Below are 18,065 nucleotides of genomic sequence, written 5' to 3'. Positions count from 1 at the left end.
CGCCATGTCCCAAATCGACAAAAGGCTGGACATTGAACAATTCATCTGCCGCAGCGATAATTATGGCGTTCTCATTCATGATCCTGAAAGCGATCTGACGGCGGCAATTGATGCGCCCGATGCGGCAGCCGTTGAAAACGCTCTCAAGCGCCGTGGCTGGACACTGGATTTCATTTTCACAACGCATCATCACCTCGACCATGTCGAAGGCAATGCGGCGCTCAAGGCCAAATTCGGCGTTAGCATCATTGGTCCAAAGGCTGAGGCCGATAAAATTCCCACTCTCGACCGCACCGTGCAGGATGGCGACGAATTCACCTTCGGGCTTTTCAAAGTCAAAGTGATCTCCACGCCCGGCCATACGAATGGCGAGATTTCCTTCTACCTGCCGGAAGCAAAAGTCGTGTTTACCGGCGACACGCTTTTCGCACTGGGCTGCGGACGTCTGCTGGAAGGAACACCCGGCACGATGTTCCAATCGCTGCAAAAGCTTGTGGCCCTTCCGGGCGACACGGCAGTCTATTGCGGCCATGAATATACCCAGAGCAATGCGCGTTTCGCTCTCACAATCGATCCCGACAATTCGGCTCTGAAAGAACGTTCAGCAGAGATTGCGCGACTGCGTGCGGCTGATAAGATGACGCTACCCACCAGCATAGCGCTTGAAATGGCAACCAATCCGTTTCTGCGCTGGCACGATGCCCGCATTCGCACCCGTCTTGGGATGCAGAACGCAACTGATGAAGCTGTTTTTGCGGAAATCCGTAAGCGCAAAGATTTATTCTAGGATTCGATCATGACAAAGATTTTCACGATGAAACGCTTCAAGAATGCAAAACGCTTCCAGACCGCAGCCCTGCTGGGCCTCTCGCTCGCGATCCTGCCGCAAACTGTCAAAACAGCTGTTGCCGAAGACATTCTGGCGATTGCGACGCCTTTGCAAACACCAGCAGAAATCAACAATTTCAAGCTCAGCGAAGACCTGCTGGACCGGATGTTGAAAATCCATAACAAGCTTGAAGATATGCAGCTTTCTCCGACCGCGGAAGAAGGTCTGGATGCGCGACCTTCAATGGATTCCATGGTCAAAAGTATTGAGTCGCGCCCGCAAGTCGTCGAAGTGATGAAGGCGGAAAATATTGCACCCCGCGATTATCTTCTCGCCTACTTCGCGATGATGAGCGGACTTGCAGCAGCGGATGCCGAAGAAGAAGACCAGCTTGTCGATGAAGTGAAACAGATCAACCCGGAGCATGTCACCTTTGCCAAGCAAAATGGTGATCGTATCCGCGAACTGATTGGCGAATAAGTTTTTAAAAAACTGGCGAAGGAAACTTCGCCGGTTTTGTTTTTAGAGCGCATCCCGAAAAGTGTGAAACGGTTTTCGGAAAAAGATGCGCGTTCTAAGAAGGCTGTCTCAGCAAGCGCAGCGCATTGATCGTCACCAGAACGGTTGCACCCGTATCGGCCAGAATGGCTGGCCATAGGCCGGTAATACCCAGCACTGTTGTCACGAGAAAAACAGCTTTCAGCCCAAGCGCGATTGCAATGTTCTGATGAATATTGCGCATGGTCCGCTTGGATAGATCAACCATTGCGGCCACATCGCCTACACGCCCGTGCAGCACGGCTGCGTCCGCCGTTTCCAGCGCCACATCAGTACCGCCGCCCATGGCGATACCAACATCCGCTGCGGCAAGTGCTGGCGCATCGTTGATACCGTCGCCGACCTTGGCAACGATCTGACCTTCATTGCGGAACTCGCCAACAATGCTTTGTTTGTCTTCTGGTAAAAGTTCGGCACGCACCTCAATGTCGAGATCCTTGCCGATTGCCTCTGCTGTACGGCGATTATCACCGGTCAGCATAACAGTGCGAATACCGGCAGCTTTGAGTGTCTTTAGCCCTGCAATCGCATCTGCACGTGGCTCGTCACGCATCGCGATAGCGCCCGCGATTTTGCCATCTGCAACCAGCACCGAAACCGTCTTGCCTTCATCGTTACAGGCCGAAATTCGGGCAGCAAGATCGTCCGGAATGACAGAGATTTCATTGGCAGCCTTGCGTGAACCCAAAAACAGCTCAACACCATCAGCCACGCCCGACACACCCTTACCGCCATGTGCCTTGCCGGTCGAAACTGCCGAGATTTTCAGTCCACGCGCTTCCGATGCGCCAACAATCGCCAGAGCGAGCGGATGGCTGGAACCCGCATCAAGCGATGCAGAAAGTCGCAGCACTTCATCTTCTGAAAGTGTGGCAGAGAGAACATCGGTGACTTGAGGCTTGCCTTCGGTCAATGTGCCGGTCTTATCAAAACAGGCTGTTGTGATCTTGCCGATGGTCTCCAGAACTGCGCCACCCTTCAGCAAAAGTCCACGGCGCGCACCGGCTGAAAGCGAAGCTGCAATGGCCGCAGGTGTCGAAATAACCAGCGCACAAGGGCAACCGATCAGCAGAATGGCAAGGCCCTTGTAAATCCACTCACCCCATTCAGCACCTGCCACAAGCGGTGGCAGAATGGCAACGAGAGCTGCGACGACCACAACGCCCGGCGTGTAATAGGTCGAAAAGCGATTGATGAAACGTTCTGTCGGCGCTTTGGCTTCCTGTGCTTCTTCAACAAGCCGCACAACACGCGCAATCGTATTGTCCTGCGCTGCGGCTGTCACTTTCACCCGCAGCAAACCATCGCCATTAATGGTGCCAGCAAAAACACTGTCGCCCACGGCTTTACCAACCGGCGTGCTTTCACCCGTCACCGGTGCTTCATCAATAGCGCTTTCGCCAGCAATAATCTCGCCATCAGCAGGCATACGGTCGCCGGGACGCACGGCAATCACATCGCCGACATTCAACTCTTCCGCTGGCACTTCTTTCGTTGTGCCATTGCTTTCGAGAAAAGCGGTCTTTGGCACAAGGGCAGTCAGCGACTGAATACTGTCACGCGCTTTGCCAGCGGCCACACCTTCCAGCAATTCGCCAACCAAAAACAGGAATACGACCGCTGCGGCTTCTTCCGTCGCACCAATGATGACCGCGCCGATTGCCGCTATCGTCATCAGCATTTCGATAGAAAATGGCGTGCCGTTGATGGCAGCCGAATAGGCGCGTTTTGCAATCGGTATCAGACCGATCAGCATGGCAGCCGTGAAGGCCCATAGTTCAATCGGCGGATAAAGATGCCCGACGATATAGGCAAGCACCAGACCACCGCCACAGGCGAGCATCATCTGACCCTTAGCGCTCTGCCACCAGCGCTTTGGCTTTACGCGTGCGGCTGGCTTCAATGTTGCATCAGCAGCCAATTGCACACTGGCCTTGTAACCGAGCTGAGAGACTTTCGCCGCAATATCATCAGCCTGCGATGAGCCATCATGATTGACGATCATAGTGCCGTTGGTCACGGAAACCGAAACATCCTGAACGCCACCAACACGGCGCACCGCCGTATCGATCTTGGCCGCACAGGAAGCACAATCCATCCCTTCAACAAGGAAACGGAAACTGTCGGCAGCCGCTATAATCTGCTTTGCTTCCCGCTCGTCATGAGCGTGATCATGATGAGCGTGGTCGTGCTTGTGGTCATGATCATGGCCGCTACAGCCTGCATGGTCACGATCGTGATCGTGATGCTTCGCAGGCGCCTTTTCGTCAACCAATGGCTCAATGCCATAACCAAGGCTGCGAACCTTTTTGGCGACGCTTTCCAGATCGCTGCTACCATCATGGCGCACCGTCATCATGCCTGTTGTCACGGATACGGAAACATCTTCCACGCCCGAAACCCGGCGCACAGCTGTATCGATTTTCGTTGCGCAGGAAGCGCAATCCATACCTTCCACGCGAAACCGGTTTTGTTTCAGAATTTCGTTCATAGCCTGCCCCTAGCGAGATCACACTTGAAATGTCTAAAACAAGGTCTACATCCTCTAGCGACTAGAGGAGCAAGTGAAAAAATGATTACAAATGTTCCGATTGGCGAGGCGTCTAAAGCCAGTGGTGTAAAAGTGCCAACTATCCGTTATTACGAGCAAATCGGGCTTTTGCCCGTGCCGCCACGCACGGAAGGCAATCGCCGCCTTTACGACAATGCAGATATTCAGCGACTGCTTTTCATCCGCCATGCGCGTGATCTGGGCTTTGAAGTCGATGCAATCCGTACACTTTTGGACCTTCAGGACAATCCCGATCAGTCCTGCTCTGCGGCTGATTCTATTGCGCGCGCACGTTTGATCGATGTTGAGCATCGCATAGCAAAGCTGATGTCATTGAAAACCGAGTTGTTAAGGATGCTGGACTGCACGGCACACGGCCGTATCGATCAGTGCCGGGTTATCGAAATTCTTGGCAATCATGACGAATGCCTGCATCCGAAACATTGAGAATAAAGACGCTTACTGAATTTTTTCGAATCGCGTCGCTTCGATTTTCAGTGTTCCAAGCTGTGTGCCGATACGCGCCACCACCGGCGCATAGATGCCTGAATTGCCAAGCGAAGCAAATGAGATCGTGATCTTGCTGCGATTGGCGAGGTAATCGATGGCCTTCTTGCCCTTCTGATACCCGGCAAGCGGCACAAACTTCGCCGAACAGATAACAGACTCGCCCGTAAAACCTTTGGTGGTGAAGGATTCGGTGCCGTTAAAACTCAAAATTATGTCAGCGCGGGTCTGGCCATCAAAAACTCTGAGCGTCCGATTACAAACTGCCTTCGGGTCTTTGGTCGGAATCATCAGCGCGCTAAGCGGATCGCTGACATTGATAAAGTCTTTTGGGGTTATCTCTACCCACGGATCGCGCTTTTTGACCGGCGGCACGTTTTCTGACGCTGTGACATTACCGCCTGAAAAACGTATCTTCGTGCTCTTGTTCTTTCGCCCATGCTTATAAGCGAGATCAAAGGCAGAGGGCGTCACCTTGCTCTGGGTCGAACTGCCGCCCACATAAACAGTACCGTCGGTATCATCAAAAATGCGAGCGATACCAGAGGTTTTAAAACGGCCATTCACGCCATAATTGGCACCTTTAACGACCGTCTCAATCGCAGAGCGCGCAATAGAAAGCGCAAACATGGAAATATCGTATTCAGTCCGATAGAGATCATCAGCTTTCGCGGAACTCATCATCGACACAGTCGCAATCGTCAGTCCGGTAAGAAATGCAAGTCTTCGCTTGACGACCCGCTTATTAACCGGTTGCTGGAAATACGATTGCATGATCATGCCAGACTTTCCTTTCGTCTTATCAGCGTCGCATCAATCCTCTCACAAGAATGATGCCCGGCCACTCGACCCATGAACTACACCTGTAACCGATTCTCTTTTTCGACAGATGCTGTGTCTTGCTTTTAAGCTTTCGAGTATCAATAACTCAAAATCTGCGCCAGATTTCTAATTGATATGCTGTGTCGAACAGAAAAAGCTGGCAAAGTTATGATCGGATTGCGTGGTCTGGGCTGAAAACTGCCGGAATTGCGCGCCTTTAGGTCATGCTGACGGAATCTATCTTGACTGTAATCGCTAGTCTCACTATAGAAACGCGACTTTCCCAATAGGCCGCCTGTCCGAGATCGCGCGCCAGCAGCAGAAATAGTGCTATGATTGCGTTGAATTCGGACATTCGAGTCGGGGCCTGAGAAACAAAAATTTGAAGGTGAGACCAAAATGTCCCGCGCTTGTGAATTGACCGGCACCTCGGTCCAGTACGGCAACAATGTCAGCCACGCGAACAACCGTACGCGTCGCCGCTTCCTGCCGAACCTCTGCAATGTTACGCTTATGTCCGAAGTTCTCGGCCAGAGCTACCGTCTTCGCGTTTCCGCTTCTGCTCTGCGTTCGGTTGAGCATCGCGGTGGCCTCGACGCTTTCCTCGCAAAGTCAGACGACAAAGAACTTTCGCAGCGCGCTCGCCTGCTGAAGCGTCAGATCGCGAAGAAGCAGGCTGAAGTTGCTGCATAAGCAATCAGCTTTTTAAGTTTTGACAAAAAAGGCTGACTCGCGTCAGCCTTTTTTACTGGTGACATCACCCAGGATAAAAAAATGTTGAATACAAGCCCTGCTTTGTCCCGGCTTTTGCCGGCCATATTGTGCATGTGCGCGGCTGTCGCCGCTTCCAATATCTTTGTGCAATATCCATTTGAGCATTTTGGCCTCGGCGAAATGCTAACCTACGGCGCCTTTACCTATCCATTTGCCTTCCTTGTCAATGACCTGACAAACCGTCGCTTTGGCCCTGCGGCCGCGCGTAAAGTCGTCTATGCGGGTTTTGTCCTTGGTGTTTTCATGTCGATCTGGCTGGCAACGCCGCGTATCGCCATTGCGTCTGGCTCAGCATTTCTGATTGCGCAATTGATGGACATTACGGTCTTCAATAGCCTGCGCAAGAAGACATGGTGGAAAGCTCCCTTCGCGGCAGCAATGTTCGGCTCGATTGTCGATACGCTGCTGTTCTTCTCCATTGCCTTCGCTGCACAATTTGCATGGCTTGACGCCATAACTGGCCTGCCGGACTCATCGCTGACCGATCCCGCCGCTTTCCTTGGTCTTGGAATGCCTCTCTGGGCTTCGCTGGCTATCGGTGACTTCTTTGTGAAGGTTGTAATGGGAACGCTGATGCTGGTGCCTTACGGTGCAATTCTGGCGGTTTTCGCCCCAGCGCTTTATGCGCCGGATCGTGCGAAATAGATCTTCAATCACAATCCATTTATCTGAATAAAATTCAGTTTCCTCTGGGCGCGGTAAACTCTATATACCGCGCTCCGATAATATGGATGATTAACCATCCCGAATTTATTTATCGGACTCGGTTTCTATATTGTTTATAATTAGCAAAGGCTGTGCGGATTTATTTCGCCCTCGTCTTTTGTGCTTTTCTGAAGATATTTATATTTAGATAGAGATTTATTAGATGTCCGATAATAAGGGAAAGCTGCCGCTCGTCATCATTACCGGCGCGAGTTCAGGTATTGGCGTTGCCACAGCGAAGATGTTTGCTGCTCGTGGTCATCCATTGCTGCTGCTGGCACGTCGCCTTGATGCGATGGAAAAGCTCAATCTACCAAACACATTGTGCAAATCTGTCGACGTTACCGACCGCAAAGCTCTTTTGGCCGCCGTTCACGAAGCCGAAGCGAAATTTGGCCCTGCCGATGTAATCGTCAACAATGCGGGTGTCATGCTGCTGGGTGACGCAACAAAGCAAAATCCGGACGAATGGGACAAGATGCTGGACGTGAACGTCAAGGGCTTGCTCAATGGCATTCATGCCGTCTCCGCTGGTATGGTCGAACGCAAGCACGGCACTATAATCAACATAAGCTCGGTGGCTGGTCGCAAGACATTCGCCAATCACGTTGCCTACACAGCCACGAAATTTGCGGTGCACGGCCTTTCCGAGAACCTGCGTGAAGAACTATCCCCGCATGACGTGCGTGTTGTGACGATTGCGCCGGGAGCTGTTGAAACCGAACTTCTCAGCCACACCAATGATGCAAGCATCAAGGCAGGCTATGAGGATTGGAAGAAGAGCATGGGTGCGCCTGTGCTGGCAGCCGACGACGTAGCACGCGCTATCGTCTATGCTTATGACCAGCCACAGGGCGTCTGCATTCGTGAAATCGTGTTGGCAGCAACCCGCCAGCAAGCGTAAGAAGATAATAAAAAGGGGCTACTCCAGCCCCTTCATTATCTTTAACCAATATCACCTGCCAGCGCGGCGGCGTCCTCGCCCTGCCCCACCTGCACCCTGTTCTTCAAACAGGGAAGCGAGCTGCTCGGTCATCGCACCAGCCAGCTCTTCGGCATCCACAATCGTCACAGCACGCTGATAATAGCGCGTGACGTCATGGCCGATACCAATAGCGATCAGCTCAACCGGCGAGCGGGTTTCGATCTCTTCGATCACCGCACGCAAATGACGTTCCAGATAATTGCCCGGATTAACCGAAAGCGTGGAATCATCTACCGGCGCACCGTCAGAAATCATCATCATGATCTTGCGCTGTTCAGGACGTGCCAATAAGCGCTGATGCGCCCAGATCAGCGCCTCACCGTCGATGTTCTCCTTGAGCAGGCCTTCGCGCATCATCAGGCCAAGATTGTTGCGTGCACGGCGCCACGGTGCATCTGCGCGCTTATAAACGATATGACGCAGATCATTCAGGCGACCCGGATTGGATGGCTTACCACGACCAAGCCATGCTTCGCGTGACTGCCCACCCTTCCAAGCCTTAGTTGTAAAGCCCAAAATTTCGACCTTCACACCGCAACGCTCCAGCGTGCGCGCCAGAATATCGGCGCAGGTCGCTGCAACCGTAATTGGACGCCCACGCATCGAGCCGGAATTGTCGATCACCAGCGTCACAACCGTATCGCGGAAATCGGTATCGCGCTCCATCTTGTAGGAAAGCGGCTGCGTCGGGTCGATCACGATACGCACCAGACGTGCACTATCGAGATACCCCTCTTCCAGATCAAAGTCCCATGAGCGGTTCTGCTGCGCCATCAGACGGCGCTGCAAACGGTTGGCAAGCCTGCCAACAACGCCTTGCAGATTGGCCAGTTGCTTGTCGAGAAAACCGCGCAGACGCGCAAGTTCGGCCTCGTCACAAAGATCGGTGGCCTCAACTTCTTCATCAAACTCATGCGTGAACACGTTGTAATCGACATGCTCGGCGAAATTGGCGAAAGGCTGGTTCTGACGGCGTGTGTCGCCCGGCGTTTCCGCGTCGACATCCTCGCTATCGTCAAGATCATCGGAAGAGGCGTCTGTGGCTTCCATTTCGCCCTGTTCGCCTTCTTCACTGGAATTATCCGATTCGTCGCTTTCAGCGGAATCAGAACCTTCCTGATTTTCCTCGCCGCCTTCTTCGTTTTCGTCCTGCTCCGGCGTCTGCTCGTTGTCTTCGTCCTGCTCGTCGCTCTGCTCTTCCTGCGAAAGCTCCTCAGCCATATCCATCGAGGCCAGCATGTCGCGCACGGTGCGCGCGAAAGCCTGCTGATCTTCGAGATTTTCGCCAAGAAGTGCGAGTTCAGGACCAGCCTTCTGCTCAATCCATTCGCGCCAGAGATCAAGCACAGGACCAGCTTCAGCGGGCGCTTTGCGTCCGGTCAGTTTTTCGCGCAAGAGAAGCGACACAGCTTCTTCGAGCGGCGCATCTTCTTTGTCAGTCACTGCGGAAAAATTGGCGCGGGCATATTTATCAGCCAGCATCACCGAAAGGTTTTCGGCAACACCTGCCATGGCGCGCGCACCGATGGATTCGACACGCGCCTGCTCAACCGCATCGTAGATCGCGCGCGCCTGTTTGCCTTCTGGCGCAAGGCTTGCGTGAATACGGGCATTATGGCGCGCCTGACGCAGCGCCATGGAATCGCCAAGGCCGCGTGTGACGGCAACATCATGGGCAGTCGGGCGCTTTGGCAGATCAGGCAGGCGGGCACGGTTGCCAGTCAGCGCTGGGCGATCATTGCTGAAAGCCACTTCCAGTTCGTTCTCACCGGAAATGGCGCGCATTGTAACAGTCATCGCCCGCTTGAACGGCTCAGAATCCACTGGTCCGTTTTTGCGCTCGCGCGAATTATCGCCAATTCCTGACTTCTGGCCCGACATCTGCCTATCCTGACTTCATACAGAGCATCGTCGCCCATTATGGGCGACGAGCATCATCCAGTCTTATGCCAAAACGATATTGGCAGCCGATTCTGGAAGTTCCTCACCGAAAGCGCGCTGATAGAACTCAGCCACAGTCTGGCGTTCAAGTTCATCACACTTGTTGAGGAAGGTCAGGCGGAATGCAAAGCCGACATCATTAAAGATCGCGGCATTTTCAGACCAGGTAATGACAGTACGCGGGCTCATCACGGTCGAAAGATCGCCATTGATAAAGGCCTGACGGGTCATGTCGGCAACGCGAACCATCTTGTTAACGATCTCACGGCCTTCAGCATTCTGGTAATGCTTGGACTTGGCGAGGATGATGTTCACTTCATTGTCGTGCGGCAGATAATTCAGCGTCGTCACGATCGACCAGCGGTCCATCTGTGCCTGATTGATCTGCTGCGTGCCGTGATAAAGACCAGTCGTGTCGCCGAGGCCAACGGTGTTTGCAGTTGCAAACATGCGGAACGCTGGATGCGGACGGATCACACGGCTCTGGTCGAGAAGCGTCAGACGGCCAGAGGTTTCCAGAACGCGCTGGATCACGAACATGACGTCCGGACGACCCGCATCATATTCGTCGAAAACCAGCGCAACATTGTGCTGATAGGCCCAGGGCAGAATGCCATCTTTGAATTCAGTAACCTGCATGCCGTCCTTGACGACAATTGCATCCTTACCGACGAGATCGATACGGCTGACATGGCTGTCGAGATTGATACGGACACAAGGCCAGTTGAGGCGGGCTGCGACCTGTTCGATATGGGTCGATTTACCCGTACCATGATAACCGGAAACCATCACGCGACGATTATAGGCAAATCCTGCGAGGATCGCGAGCGTCGTGGTGCGGTCAAAAATATAATCCGGGTCTATTTCCGGCACATAGGAATCGCCTGCCGCATAGGCTGGCACACGCATGTCGGAATCGATCCCGAACACTTCGCGTACCGAAACCGTAGTATCCGGCAAATTGGCTATATCCCGCTCAACCTTGTTCATCATGCCTCCAGAGCGACAGGAACTGTCCTGCCGCGACATTCAAATTCAATCAGGAGGCCGATTTCCGGCGAGCCGGATGGCGCCCCTTGAGTTCAGTTGCGGGCATCCGTAATCGCATCTGCACAAAAGCGCAGTAGATGAATGTCCGTCAGGGCAAAGAATGCCCTGATACTCGGCTCATAAAGCCCAAACAGGCTTTAGCAAAAACCTGCCGTCTTGAGCAATTGATAAGCCTGAATGACCTCGCGAAATCTTTCTTCAGACCCGCGGTCACCACCATTTGCATCGGGATGGTGTTGCTTCACAAGTTCTTTATAGCGAGACTTAATCATATCGCTAGTTGAATTTGCATCAAGACCGAGTGTTCCAAGTGCCTTTACTTCCAAAGTGCGCGGTTTGCGCTGCACAGCCTTGGCAGTACCGGTGTTGTTTTTGGCATCCTTCACGAAGCCAAACGGATCACGCATACGGTTCTGATAGGCAGCAGAACCCGAACGCCGCTTTGCCATATCGGGCGACGTGCGTGTGGATCCTGTCGGATTAGAGGTCGTCGACCATGTCGGACGGTTGCCGGTGATCGCATCCTTTTGGAATTTCGAAATATCGCTGTCATTGAGACCAGAGAAATAATTGAAATTCTTATTATATTCGCGGACATGATCCACGCAGAAACGCAGATACTCACCCTCGCGCTCACGCCCAACCGGGGCACGATGCGTACCAGGCTTATCGCAACCATCCCATTGGCAGCAGGGACCACTGGACTTCTTTTCCGCTTCCTTCTTGGGACGGATGCGGATGCTGTCGAAAAATTTTGAGTTCGTTGTCATCGAATCGGATTATGCGGAATAAGAGTGACGAAACAAGAATTGACTTTTCGTCCTGAATGGTTTTGGCCACGAGGTCAGGGCGAAAATTTTATGCAGATACCAATTCCTGTGCGGATTTGCCCCACCGATTGTCGCCGGGGCGACGTCTATATGAAGCACAGCGTCTATATGGGGAGAACTGGCCCAAATGTCCATTCACAATAGCAAACAATCTTCGATGGAAGCAAAACTGCAAGCAGCGTTTGCCCCCGAAAAGCTTGAAATCATCAATGAAAGCCATCTCCATGCCGGCCATCATCACGAAGATCGTGGCGAACATGAGGTCTATGACGGCACCGGCGAAACACATTTTCGCGTGCGCATCGTGTCCGATGCTTTCACAGGCTTAAGCCGCATAGCGCGTCATCGTGCGATAAACGATCTGCTGAAAGATGAACTCAATACCGGTGTTCACGCGCTGGCGCTGGAACCTTCGGCACCCGGCGAACCAACCCGCCGCTGATCTTTCTATCTCTAAGCCTTAAGCCATTTGCGCAGACGTCCCCGCGCATTGGCATAGGGCGAGGACGTATTGAACTGAATCATGCGCCCGAGCGTATATTTCTCATACCACTCAACACCATAAAGCTCTGCGTCAGTGCGCTCCGTAATCAATGCGACCAGCGCATTTTTCGCAGTTTCAAACCGCGTCAGAAGATCGGCAAACGGCATATCTTCATAATCATGGTAAAACTTGGCCGCGAGCTTGCCCAGTTCATTCCATTTAAAACCCGTTTCCGGGAAATCAACGGAAAGCCCCTGATCCCTGCGCGTGCACCATTTGAGCACCAGCTCGTTCCAGCCAACCAGATAGGCAACCAAATCATGCACGCTCATCAGCGTGCCTTTGGCATGGCCATCCATGGTTTTGAGCGCGGATTTTTCAGGCGACACCCGACCCAGATCAAGCACCAGTCGCGCATAATTGGTTTCGATCGCCGCAAGCAGTTCCTGCTTATTTGCGGGAACGGCCATCAGGCGATCAGTCGTTCTTTAAGAAACTCAAGCACTGCCGCCGGAGGTACGTCCTTGGCAATGAATGACTGACCAATACCGCGTGTCAGAATGAAGGTCAGCGCACCGCGCGAGACCTTCTTGTCCTGTGCGATGTAATCCATCAGCTTTTCAGCGTCCGGCAAACCACCCGGCACATCTTTTAGCGACGTCGGCAGACCAACAGTCTTCAGATGCGCCTCGACGCGTTCAGCGTCTTCAATACCGCAAAGGTTCATCTTCACCGAAAAACGATGTGCTAGTGCCATACCGATGGCAACGCCTTCGCCATGCACCAGACGGCTTGAATCATATCCTGTCGCTGTTTCCAGCGCATGGCCAAATGTATGACCAAGATTAAGCAGCGCACGATCACCATTTTCATGCTCATCGCGTGCGACAACTGCGGCCTTCGAGCGGCATGATTCAGCAATGGCTTGCGTACGTTCTGCACCGCCTGCAAAAACCGCTTCCCAGTTTTTCTCAAGCCATGCGAAGAAATCCGGGCGATCAATCAGGCCGTATTTCGCGACTTCGGCATAGCCTGCACGAAATTCGCGCGGGCTTAACGTGTCGAGCACATCCGTATCCGCCAGCACCAGCTGCGGCTGATAGAAAACGCCAACGAGATTCTTGCCATATTGAGTGTTGATGCCGGTCTTGCCACCAACGGACGAATCCACCTGCGCCAGCAGAGAGGTCGGCATCTGCACGAAGTTCATGCCGCGACGCACAATGCCTGCAACAAAACCGGAGAGATCACCGACCACGCCGCCACCAAAGGCCACAACTGCGTCACCACGCTCAAGACGCGCTGCAAGCACGGCATTGGTGACAGTTTCGAGCACGGAAAACGATTTCGACTTTTCGCCCGGAGCAACGATAACCGGCGTTGATTCGATGCCTGCGCGCGCAAAACTCTCTGTGAGTGCTTCAAGATGCGCTTTGGCGATATTTTCGTCGGTGACGATTGCCACGCGAATGCCCGGAAGACGCTTCGCAACTTCTTCGCCAGCGCGTGCAACCAATCCTTTGCCGATCAGGATTTCATAAGACCGGTCTCCCAGCGAAACCGGAACTGTCACATTGTCGGCACTCATTGCATTCTCCCAGAGGCTTTAAACCTGATTCTTGTCCAGATGCGCGATCAGAACATCGATCAGCTCTCCGGCAATCACTTCTTTTTTGTCGTCGCGTGTCATGGCATGCACATCAGCCAGCGCATAAACCGGATAGCGCACATCCATCAGTCGCTGCATCACGCCGCGCGGATCATCATTCTTGAGAAGCGGACGATTTTGACGGCGCGAAACGCGATCCATTAAGACATCCAGCTCCGCGTTGAGCCAGATCGAAACACCGTTTGCGGCGATAGCTTCGCGGGTTTCGGCGTTCATATATGCGCCACCACCAGTGGCAAGAACCATCGGACCATCTTCAAGCAGACGCAGGATCACACGGCGTTCTAGATCACGAAACTCTGCCTCGCCATAGGCATCGAACAGTTCAGGGATCGTCATGCGGGCCGCAGACTCGATCTCGTTATCTGCATCCTTAAACGGCAAATTGAGCATGGTTGCCACTTTGCGGCCAACCGTCGATTTGCCTGCACCCATCAGCCCAACAAGAACAACCACTTTCGCGCCAAGAAGCTGACGAACAATGTCCGCCTTCTCGTTAATATCTGTTTGTTTTGTTGTACTGCTCATTGGCCTCATCCATTTCCTCCGGTTCCATATGAAAAACCGTGCGCCGTCAATCCTTTCATCGACAAAACCGAACCAAATACGGCTTTTTAGCGCCAAGTTCGGACGCTCCTTGCTTTCGTCTTAATAGCCGAGCATAAACAACGCATGCCCACGCTGACGCGCATTCTTCTTCTGCTCGCTGTGATTGCTGCCATAATCTATGGCGCAATGTTCTCGCTCGCCAGTTTTGTGAAGCCCACCACCCATGAAATCACCACCGAGATTCCGTCGTCGAAGTTGAAGCAGACCGTCATTGCGCCACCACAGCCAGAGCCAGTTGTGGAAGACAACACGGATAATCAGGAATAGACATGCGCGCATCACTCGCGATTGAAAATTTTCTTGAAATGATGAGTGCGGAACGCGGCGCAGCGCATAATACGCTGGAATCCTATCAGCGCGATCTGGAAGCAGCAGCCGATATGCTCACAGCGCGCAGCATCAATCTCGCTGAGGCAAAGACCGACGATATCCGTCGTGTTCTCGATAGCATGGCCGATGAAGGTTTCGCGGCTACGTCACAAGCGCGGCGCCTGTCTGCACTCAGACAATTTTATCGCTTTCTCTATGCGGAAGGCTTTCGGCAGGACGATCCGACCAGTGTGATCGATGCGCCAAAAAAGCAGAAGCCACTACCAAAAATCATGAGCGTCGAAAATGTAGGTCGCCTTCTCGACCGCGCAGCGCTGGAAGCACAGGAAGCAACGGAGCCAGCCGAGCATTTCAAGGCTTTGCGTCTCCATGCCCTTCTCGAAACGCTTTATGCAACGGGCTTGCGTGTCTCAGAACTTGTTGGCCTTCCTGTAAGTGTCGCACGAACGGACCATCGCTTTCTGATTGTACGCGGCAAAGGCTCAAAGGACCGCATGGTGCCTTTGTCGCCAAAAGCGCGCGAAGCGCTGCAAGCCTTTATCGTGGTCCGCGATGCCTTACCCGGCAGCGATGATAATCCGTGGCTGTTTCCCGCCTTCTCTGAAACCGGGCATCTGGCGCGACAGGTTTTTGGCCGTGAACTTAAAATTTTGGCAGCACGTGCCGGGCTTTCAAGCGCGTCCATCTCTCCGCATGTACTGCGCCACGCCTTTGCCAGCCATCTTTTGCAAAATGGTGCAGACTTAAGAACTGTGCAGCAATTGCTTGGTCATTCCGACATTTCGACCACGCAAATTTATACGCATGTACTGGAAGAAAGACTGCATAAGCTGGTAAGTGAACATCATCCGCTTGCCGATTAAGCGCGCGGCGTTTAAGAGAATTTCAGAAAAATTTGCAAGATGCGCTCGAAGTAAATATGTAAGGCGTCGTAAAACAGCCGTTATCTGGGGTGTTTTATGGCCAACATCTCTGGAAACGCACAATAGTCAGGCCCGATGTATAACTATCTCGATTTTGAAAAACCCGTCGCAGACCTTGAAGGCCAGATCCTTGAGCTGAAAAAACTCGCTCAGGAACAAGGCAGTGTTGAGATGAGCGACGAGATCAGCCGTCTCGAGAAACGCTCGGCCGATGCGCTCAAGGATATTTATCGCAAGCTGACCCCTTGGCAGAAGGCACAGATCGCCCGCCACCCGGATCGTCCGCACTGCCTTGAATATATCAACACGCTTTTCACCGAGTTCACACCTTTGGCCGGTGATCGCCAGTTCGCCAATGACGAAGCCATTCAGGGCGGCTTTGCCCGCTTCAATGGTCAGGCCGTTGCCATTCTCGGTCAGGAAAAAGGCTCGGACACCAAGACGCGCCTCAAGCACAATTTCGGCTCGGCCCGTCCTGAAGGCTACCGCAAAGCCGTCCGCATCATGGAAATGGCCGACCGTTTCCAGCTGCCGCTGATCACGTTTGTCGATACCGCCGGTGCTTATCCGGGCGTGAGCGCTGAAGAACGCGGTCAGGCAGAAGCCATTGCACGTTCGACCGCTGAATGCCTCAAGCTGCGCGTGCCTGTTATTTCGATCATCATCGGTGAAGGCGGTTCCGGCGGCGCAATCGCGATTGCTGTCGCAAACCGCGTCTATATGCTCGAACATTCAATCTATTCGGTGATTTCGCCGGAAGGTGCGGCCTCGATCCTCTGGCACGATTCAACGCGCGCCAAGGATGCAGCCTCCAACATGCGCATTACCGCGCAGGATCTGTTCGACCTCAAGGTCATCGACGGCATCATTCCTGAACCGCTCGGCGGCGCCCATCGCGGTAAGGAATCGACGATTGCTGCAGCTGGTGACATCATCACCGCTTCGCTGCGTTCGATGAAAGATGTCGATGGTGAGACGCTGAAGCAGGAACGTCGCCAGAAGTTCTTGGCCATCGGCCGTAATCTTTAGAACTTATTCTAAAGTCTTTTACTGAAGCATAATCTTATCGACCCTCGTTTCACCGGGACCGAATTAAGCTTCAGTTTACTATAAAATACAGAATTTCACCCCGGCGCAGCTCAAACTGCGCCGGATTTGCATCATGCCGCCATTTCCGCCATATTGCGGACACGCTGTTTTTTAGGTATTTGAGCAAGGAATTATCAACGATACCGAAAGGTTTTGTTGTTAATAAACGAATACTGAAAATTCAGATTTCGAAACAGGCTTGATGCGATATGAAGATCAGAACCGCACTTTTTGCAACTCTCATGGCCTCCGCTCTGCTTGCGGGTTGTCAGGGTTCGTCCGTTTCCGATCTCAGCCTTCGGGCTGAAAAGCCACTTTCCGAGAAAATGGTCGCCAAGATGAAGTCGAAGGGCATGACGCGCACTTCGCCTGTCATGGTTCGTATTTTCAAGGAAGAAGGCGTCCTCGAAGTCTGGAAGCAGAAGAATAACGGCAAATACGATCAGATTGCATCTTATGAAATTTGCAAATGGTCCGGTAAACTTGGTCCGAAATTCGTAGAGGGTGATCGTCAGGCACCAGAGGGCTTCTATAATGTTCGCCCCGGCCAGATGAACCCAAATTCGCAATATCACCTTGCTTTCAACATTGGTTTCCCGAACGCCTATGACCGCGCGCACAACCGCACCGGCCAGAATCTGATGGTCCATGGCGCTTGTTCGTCGTCGGGCTGCTATTCGATGACCGATGAGAGCGTGAGCGAGATTTATGCCTTTGGCCGCGATGCTTTCAAAGGCGGACAGCGTGACTTCCAGATTCAGGCCTTCCCGTTCCGTATGACTGCAGCCAACATGGCGCGTTATAAGAGCGACCCGAATTACTCGTTCTGGAAAATGCTTAAGCAAGGCTATGACACTTTTGAAGCGACCAAGGTGCCGCCAAAAGTTGACGTCTGCGAAAAGCGTTATGTCTTCAACGTACCGACACCGGATGGCCAGCCGCTTTCCGCAACCGATGCCTGCCCGCCTTCGGCCAATGCTGAATCGATGGCCTATACGACATCGTATGAAAAGACGTTCCAGTCAGCCTTTAGTGCCGCACAAAAGAAGCCTGCACCATCCATTCAGGGCATAACCGAAGCGAAGCTCGTCTCCGCATGGAGTGCCGCACGTGCACGCGGCGAAAAAGTAACGCGTGAACCACCATCGCTTTCGCCTTCATCGGCTGAAACGCCAAATGCCCCGGATATTGCGCCTGCGGCAACACCGATCTCGGTGCAGCCAGCCACAGCAATTGCAGCAACACCAGCGGTCGTTGATGCAACACAGACAGCTTCTGTTCCTGTTCCGCAGCAGAACCCAGCCATTGCAGCGCCTATGACCACGGCAAACACCGTTGCAGAAACTGTGGCAGCACCAGCGCCTGAAAAGAAAAAGGCATGGTGGAAGCTCGGCGGAAACTAATCCGCA

20 protein-coding genes are annotated in these 18,065 nt (G+C 53.1%); 11 read left to right on the top strand and 9 right to left on the bottom strand.

The window, feature by feature from the left end:
* Positions 1-4 precede the first annotated feature (4 nt).
* Together gloB and J2782_RS12875 are read left to right on the top strand one after the other, a co-directional pair.
* Positions 5-787 (top strand): hydroxyacylglutathione hydrolase, encoded by a 783-nt coding sequence (gene gloB, locus J2782_RS12880; protein WP_310013133.1) that lies wholly within the window; start codon positions 5-7, stop codon positions 785-787.
* An 18-nt stretch (positions 788-805) separates the two neighbouring features.
* Positions 806-1,309 carry a hypothetical protein gene (locus J2782_RS12875; protein WP_404989640.1) on the top strand — a complete coding sequence of 168 codons (504 nt, stop codon included), beginning with the start codon at positions 806-808 and terminating at the stop codon, positions 1,307-1,309.
* A gap of 94 nt (positions 1,310-1,403) precedes the next feature.
* On the opposite strand, the gene J2782_RS12870 is transcribed toward J2782_RS12875, so the two are convergent.
* Entirely contained in the window at positions 1,404-3,878 is a 2,475-nt protein-coding gene (locus J2782_RS12870; RefSeq protein WP_310013131.1) for a heavy metal translocating P-type ATPase, read from the bottom strand.
* A gap of 84 nt (positions 3,879-3,962) precedes the next feature.
* On the opposite strand from J2782_RS12870, the gene J2782_RS12865 reads away from it, so the two are divergent.
* On the top strand, positions 3,963-4,385 hold the full coding sequence (locus tag J2782_RS12865) for a MerR family transcriptional regulator (protein ID WP_310013350.1): 423 nt from the start codon (positions 3,963-3,965) through the stop codon (positions 4,383-4,385).
* A 12-nt stretch (positions 4,386-4,397) separates the two neighbouring features.
* On the opposite strand, the gene J2782_RS12860 is transcribed toward J2782_RS12865, so the two are convergent.
* Complete coding sequence (locus tag J2782_RS12860) at positions 4,398-5,219, bottom strand: DUF3108 domain-containing protein (RefSeq protein ID WP_404989639.1); 822 nt, start codon at positions 5,217-5,219, stop codon at positions 4,398-4,400.
* A 265-nt stretch (positions 5,220-5,484) separates the two neighbouring features.
* Positions 5,485-5,622, bottom strand: a complete 138-nt coding sequence (locus tag J2782_RS12855; protein WP_310013126.1) for a hypothetical protein — start codon at positions 5,620-5,622, stop codon at positions 5,485-5,487.
* Positions 5,623-5,666: 44 nt separating this feature from the next.
* On the opposite strand from J2782_RS12855, the gene rpmB reads away from it, so the two are divergent.
* The 3 genes from rpmB (at position 5,667) to J2782_RS12840 (ending at position 7,650) form a co-directional block, all read left to right on the top strand.
* Positions 5,667-5,960 (top strand): 50S ribosomal protein L28, encoded by a 294-nt coding sequence (gene rpmB / locus J2782_RS12850; RefSeq protein ID WP_094578447.1) that lies wholly within the window; start codon positions 5,667-5,669, stop codon positions 5,958-5,960.
* A gap of 81 nt (positions 5,961-6,041) precedes the next feature.
* Positions 6,042-6,686 carry a queuosine precursor transporter gene (locus tag J2782_RS12845; RefSeq protein ID WP_310013125.1) on the top strand — a complete coding sequence of 215 codons (645 nt, stop codon included), beginning with the start codon at positions 6,042-6,044 and terminating at the stop codon, positions 6,684-6,686.
* A gap of 223 nt (positions 6,687-6,909) precedes the next feature.
* Positions 6,910-7,650 carry an SDR family oxidoreductase gene (locus tag J2782_RS12840; protein ID WP_310013123.1) on the top strand — a complete coding sequence of 247 codons (741 nt, stop codon included), beginning with the start codon at positions 6,910-6,912 and terminating at the stop codon, positions 7,648-7,650.
* A 51-nt stretch (positions 7,651-7,701) separates the two neighbouring features.
* On the opposite strand, the gene cobT is transcribed toward J2782_RS12840, so the two are convergent.
* The 3 genes from cobT to J2782_RS12825 all read right to left on the bottom strand — a co-directional run bounded on the left by cobT (position 7,702) and on the right by J2782_RS12825 (position 11,492).
* Positions 7,702-9,612 carry a cobaltochelatase subunit CobT gene (cobT, locus tag J2782_RS12835; RefSeq protein WP_310013119.1) on the bottom strand — a complete coding sequence of 637 codons (1,911 nt, stop codon included), beginning with the start codon at positions 9,610-9,612 and terminating at the stop codon, positions 7,702-7,704.
* Positions 9,613-9,675: 63 nt separating this feature from the next.
* A complete protein-coding gene (gene cobS, locus J2782_RS12830) occupies positions 9,676-10,662 on the bottom strand; it encodes a cobaltochelatase subunit CobS (protein ID WP_250041668.1) in 987 nt (328 codons plus the stop codon).
* Positions 10,663-10,859: 197 nt separating this feature from the next.
* The gene (locus tag J2782_RS12825; RefSeq protein WP_310013117.1) at positions 10,860-11,492 is read right to left on the bottom strand and encodes a J domain-containing protein; all 633 of its coding nucleotides are present in this window, start codon (positions 11,490-11,492) and stop codon (positions 10,860-10,862) included.
* A 187-nt stretch (positions 11,493-11,679) separates the two neighbouring features.
* Between J2782_RS12825 and J2782_RS12820 the strand changes: the two genes are divergently transcribed.
* A complete protein-coding gene (locus J2782_RS12820) occupies positions 11,680-11,994 on the top strand; it encodes a BolA family protein (protein ID WP_310013115.1) in 315 nt (104 codons plus the stop codon).
* 11 nt (positions 11,995-12,005) lie between these two features.
* Here the strand turns inward: J2782_RS12820 and J2782_RS12815 are convergent, their stop codons facing one another.
* From J2782_RS12815 to J2782_RS12805, 3 genes are read right to left on the bottom strand one after another with little or no spacing between them, the layout of a single operon-like run.
* Entirely contained in the window at positions 12,006-12,506 is a 501-nt protein-coding gene (locus tag J2782_RS12815) for a ClbS/DfsB family four-helix bundle protein (RefSeq protein WP_310013113.1), read from the bottom strand.
* Positions 12,506-13,624 carry a 3-dehydroquinate synthase gene (gene aroB, locus J2782_RS12810; protein WP_310013111.1) on the bottom strand — a complete coding sequence of 373 codons (1,119 nt, stop codon included), beginning with the start codon at positions 13,622-13,624 and terminating at the stop codon, positions 12,506-12,508. The genes J2782_RS12815 and aroB overlap by 1 nt, the downstream gene beginning before the upstream one ends.
* Positions 13,625-13,642: 18 nt before the next feature.
* Positions 13,643-14,233 carry a shikimate kinase gene (locus tag J2782_RS12805; protein ID WP_250041443.1) on the bottom strand — a complete coding sequence of 197 codons (591 nt, stop codon included), beginning with the start codon at positions 14,231-14,233 and terminating at the stop codon, positions 13,643-13,645.
* A 144-nt stretch (positions 14,234-14,377) separates the two neighbouring features.
* On the opposite strand from J2782_RS12805, the gene J2782_RS12800 reads away from it, so the two are divergent.
* The 4 genes from J2782_RS12800 (at position 14,378) to J2782_RS12785 (ending at position 18,059) form a co-directional block, all read left to right on the top strand.
* Complete coding sequence (locus J2782_RS12800) at positions 14,378-14,581, top strand: recombinase (RefSeq protein WP_310013107.1); 204 nt, start codon at positions 14,378-14,380, stop codon at positions 14,579-14,581.
* Between the two features lie 2 nt (positions 14,582-14,583).
* Positions 14,584-15,507, top strand: coding sequence for a site-specific tyrosine recombinase XerD (gene xerD / locus J2782_RS12795; protein ID WP_310013105.1), 924 nt, complete (start codon positions 14,584-14,586; stop codon positions 15,505-15,507).
* Between the two features lie 135 nt (positions 15,508-15,642).
* The gene (locus J2782_RS12790; protein ID WP_250041438.1) at positions 15,643-16,596 is read left to right on the top strand and encodes an acetyl-CoA carboxylase carboxyltransferase subunit alpha; all 954 of its coding nucleotides are present in this window, start codon (positions 15,643-15,645) and stop codon (positions 16,594-16,596) included.
* A gap of 269 nt (positions 16,597-16,865) precedes the next feature.
* Positions 16,866-18,059 carry a hypothetical protein gene (locus J2782_RS12785; RefSeq protein ID WP_310013102.1) on the top strand — a complete coding sequence of 398 codons (1,194 nt, stop codon included), beginning with the start codon at positions 16,866-16,868 and terminating at the stop codon, positions 18,057-18,059.
* Positions 18,060-18,065 lie beyond the last annotated feature (6 nt).

Source organism: Brucella pseudogrignonensis (genome assembly GCF_031454375.1).
GTDB lineage: Bacteria > Pseudomonadota > Alphaproteobacteria > Rhizobiales > Rhizobiaceae > Brucella > Brucella pseudogrignonensis_A.
The sequence above is the reverse complement of the archived record's forward strand: the minus strand, read 5'-3'. Positions and strand labels throughout refer to the sequence as shown.

Excerpts from the sequence above, each read along its gene's own strand:
- gloB (WP_310013133.1), top strand. The coding sequence starts at position 5 with ATGTCCCAAATCGACAAAAGGCTGGACATTGAACAATTCATCTGCCGC.
- J2782_RS12870 (WP_310013131.1), bottom strand. The coding sequence starts at position 3,878 with ATGAACGAAATTCTGAAACAAAACCGGTTTCGCGTGGAAGGTATGGAT.
- J2782_RS12860 (WP_404989639.1), bottom strand. The coding sequence starts at position 5,219 with ATGCAATCGTATTTCCAGCAACCGGTTAATAAGCGGGTCGTCAAGCGA.
- J2782_RS12855 (WP_310013126.1), bottom strand. The coding sequence starts at position 5,622 with ATGTCCGAATTCAACGCAATCATAGCACTATTTCTGCTGCTGGCGCGC.
- rpmB (WP_094578447.1), top strand. The coding sequence starts at position 5,667 with ATGTCCCGCGCTTGTGAATTGACCGGCACCTCGGTCCAGTACGGCAAC.
- J2782_RS12845 (WP_310013125.1), top strand. The coding sequence starts at position 6,042 with ATGTTGAATACAAGCCCTGCTTTGTCCCGGCTTTTGCCGGCCATATTG.
- J2782_RS12840 (WP_310013123.1), top strand. The coding sequence starts at position 6,910 with ATGTCCGATAATAAGGGAAAGCTGCCGCTCGTCATCATTACCGGCGCG.
- cobT (WP_310013119.1), bottom strand. The coding sequence starts at position 9,612 with ATGTCGGGCCAGAAGTCAGGAATTGGCGATAATTCGCGCGAGCGCAAA.
- cobS (WP_250041668.1), bottom strand. The coding sequence starts at position 10,662 with ATGAACAAGGTTGAGCGGGATATAGCCAATTTGCCGGATACTACGGTT.
- J2782_RS12825 (WP_310013117.1), bottom strand. The coding sequence starts at position 11,492 with ATGACAACGAACTCAAAATTTTTCGACAGCATCCGCATCCGTCCCAAG.
- J2782_RS12820 (WP_310013115.1), top strand. The coding sequence starts at position 11,680 with ATGTCCATTCACAATAGCAAACAATCTTCGATGGAAGCAAAACTGCAA.
- J2782_RS12815 (WP_310013113.1), bottom strand. The coding sequence starts at position 12,506 with ATGGCCGTTCCCGCAAATAAGCAGGAACTGCTTGCGGCGATCGAAACC.
- aroB (WP_310013111.1), bottom strand. The coding sequence starts at position 13,624 with ATGAGTGCCGACAATGTGACAGTTCCGGTTTCGCTGGGAGACCGGTCT.
- J2782_RS12805 (WP_250041443.1), bottom strand. The coding sequence starts at position 14,233 with ATGAGCAGTACAACAAAACAAACAGATATTAACGAGAAGGCGGACATT.
- J2782_RS12800 (WP_310013107.1), top strand. The coding sequence starts at position 14,378 with ATGCCCACGCTGACGCGCATTCTTCTTCTGCTCGCTGTGATTGCTGCC.
- xerD (WP_310013105.1), top strand. The coding sequence starts at position 14,584 with ATGCGCGCATCACTCGCGATTGAAAATTTTCTTGAAATGATGAGTGCG.
- J2782_RS12790 (WP_250041438.1), top strand. The coding sequence starts at position 15,643 with ATGTATAACTATCTCGATTTTGAAAAACCCGTCGCAGACCTTGAAGGC.
- J2782_RS12785 (WP_310013102.1), top strand. The coding sequence starts at position 16,866 with ATGAAGATCAGAACCGCACTTTTTGCAACTCTCATGGCCTCCGCTCTG.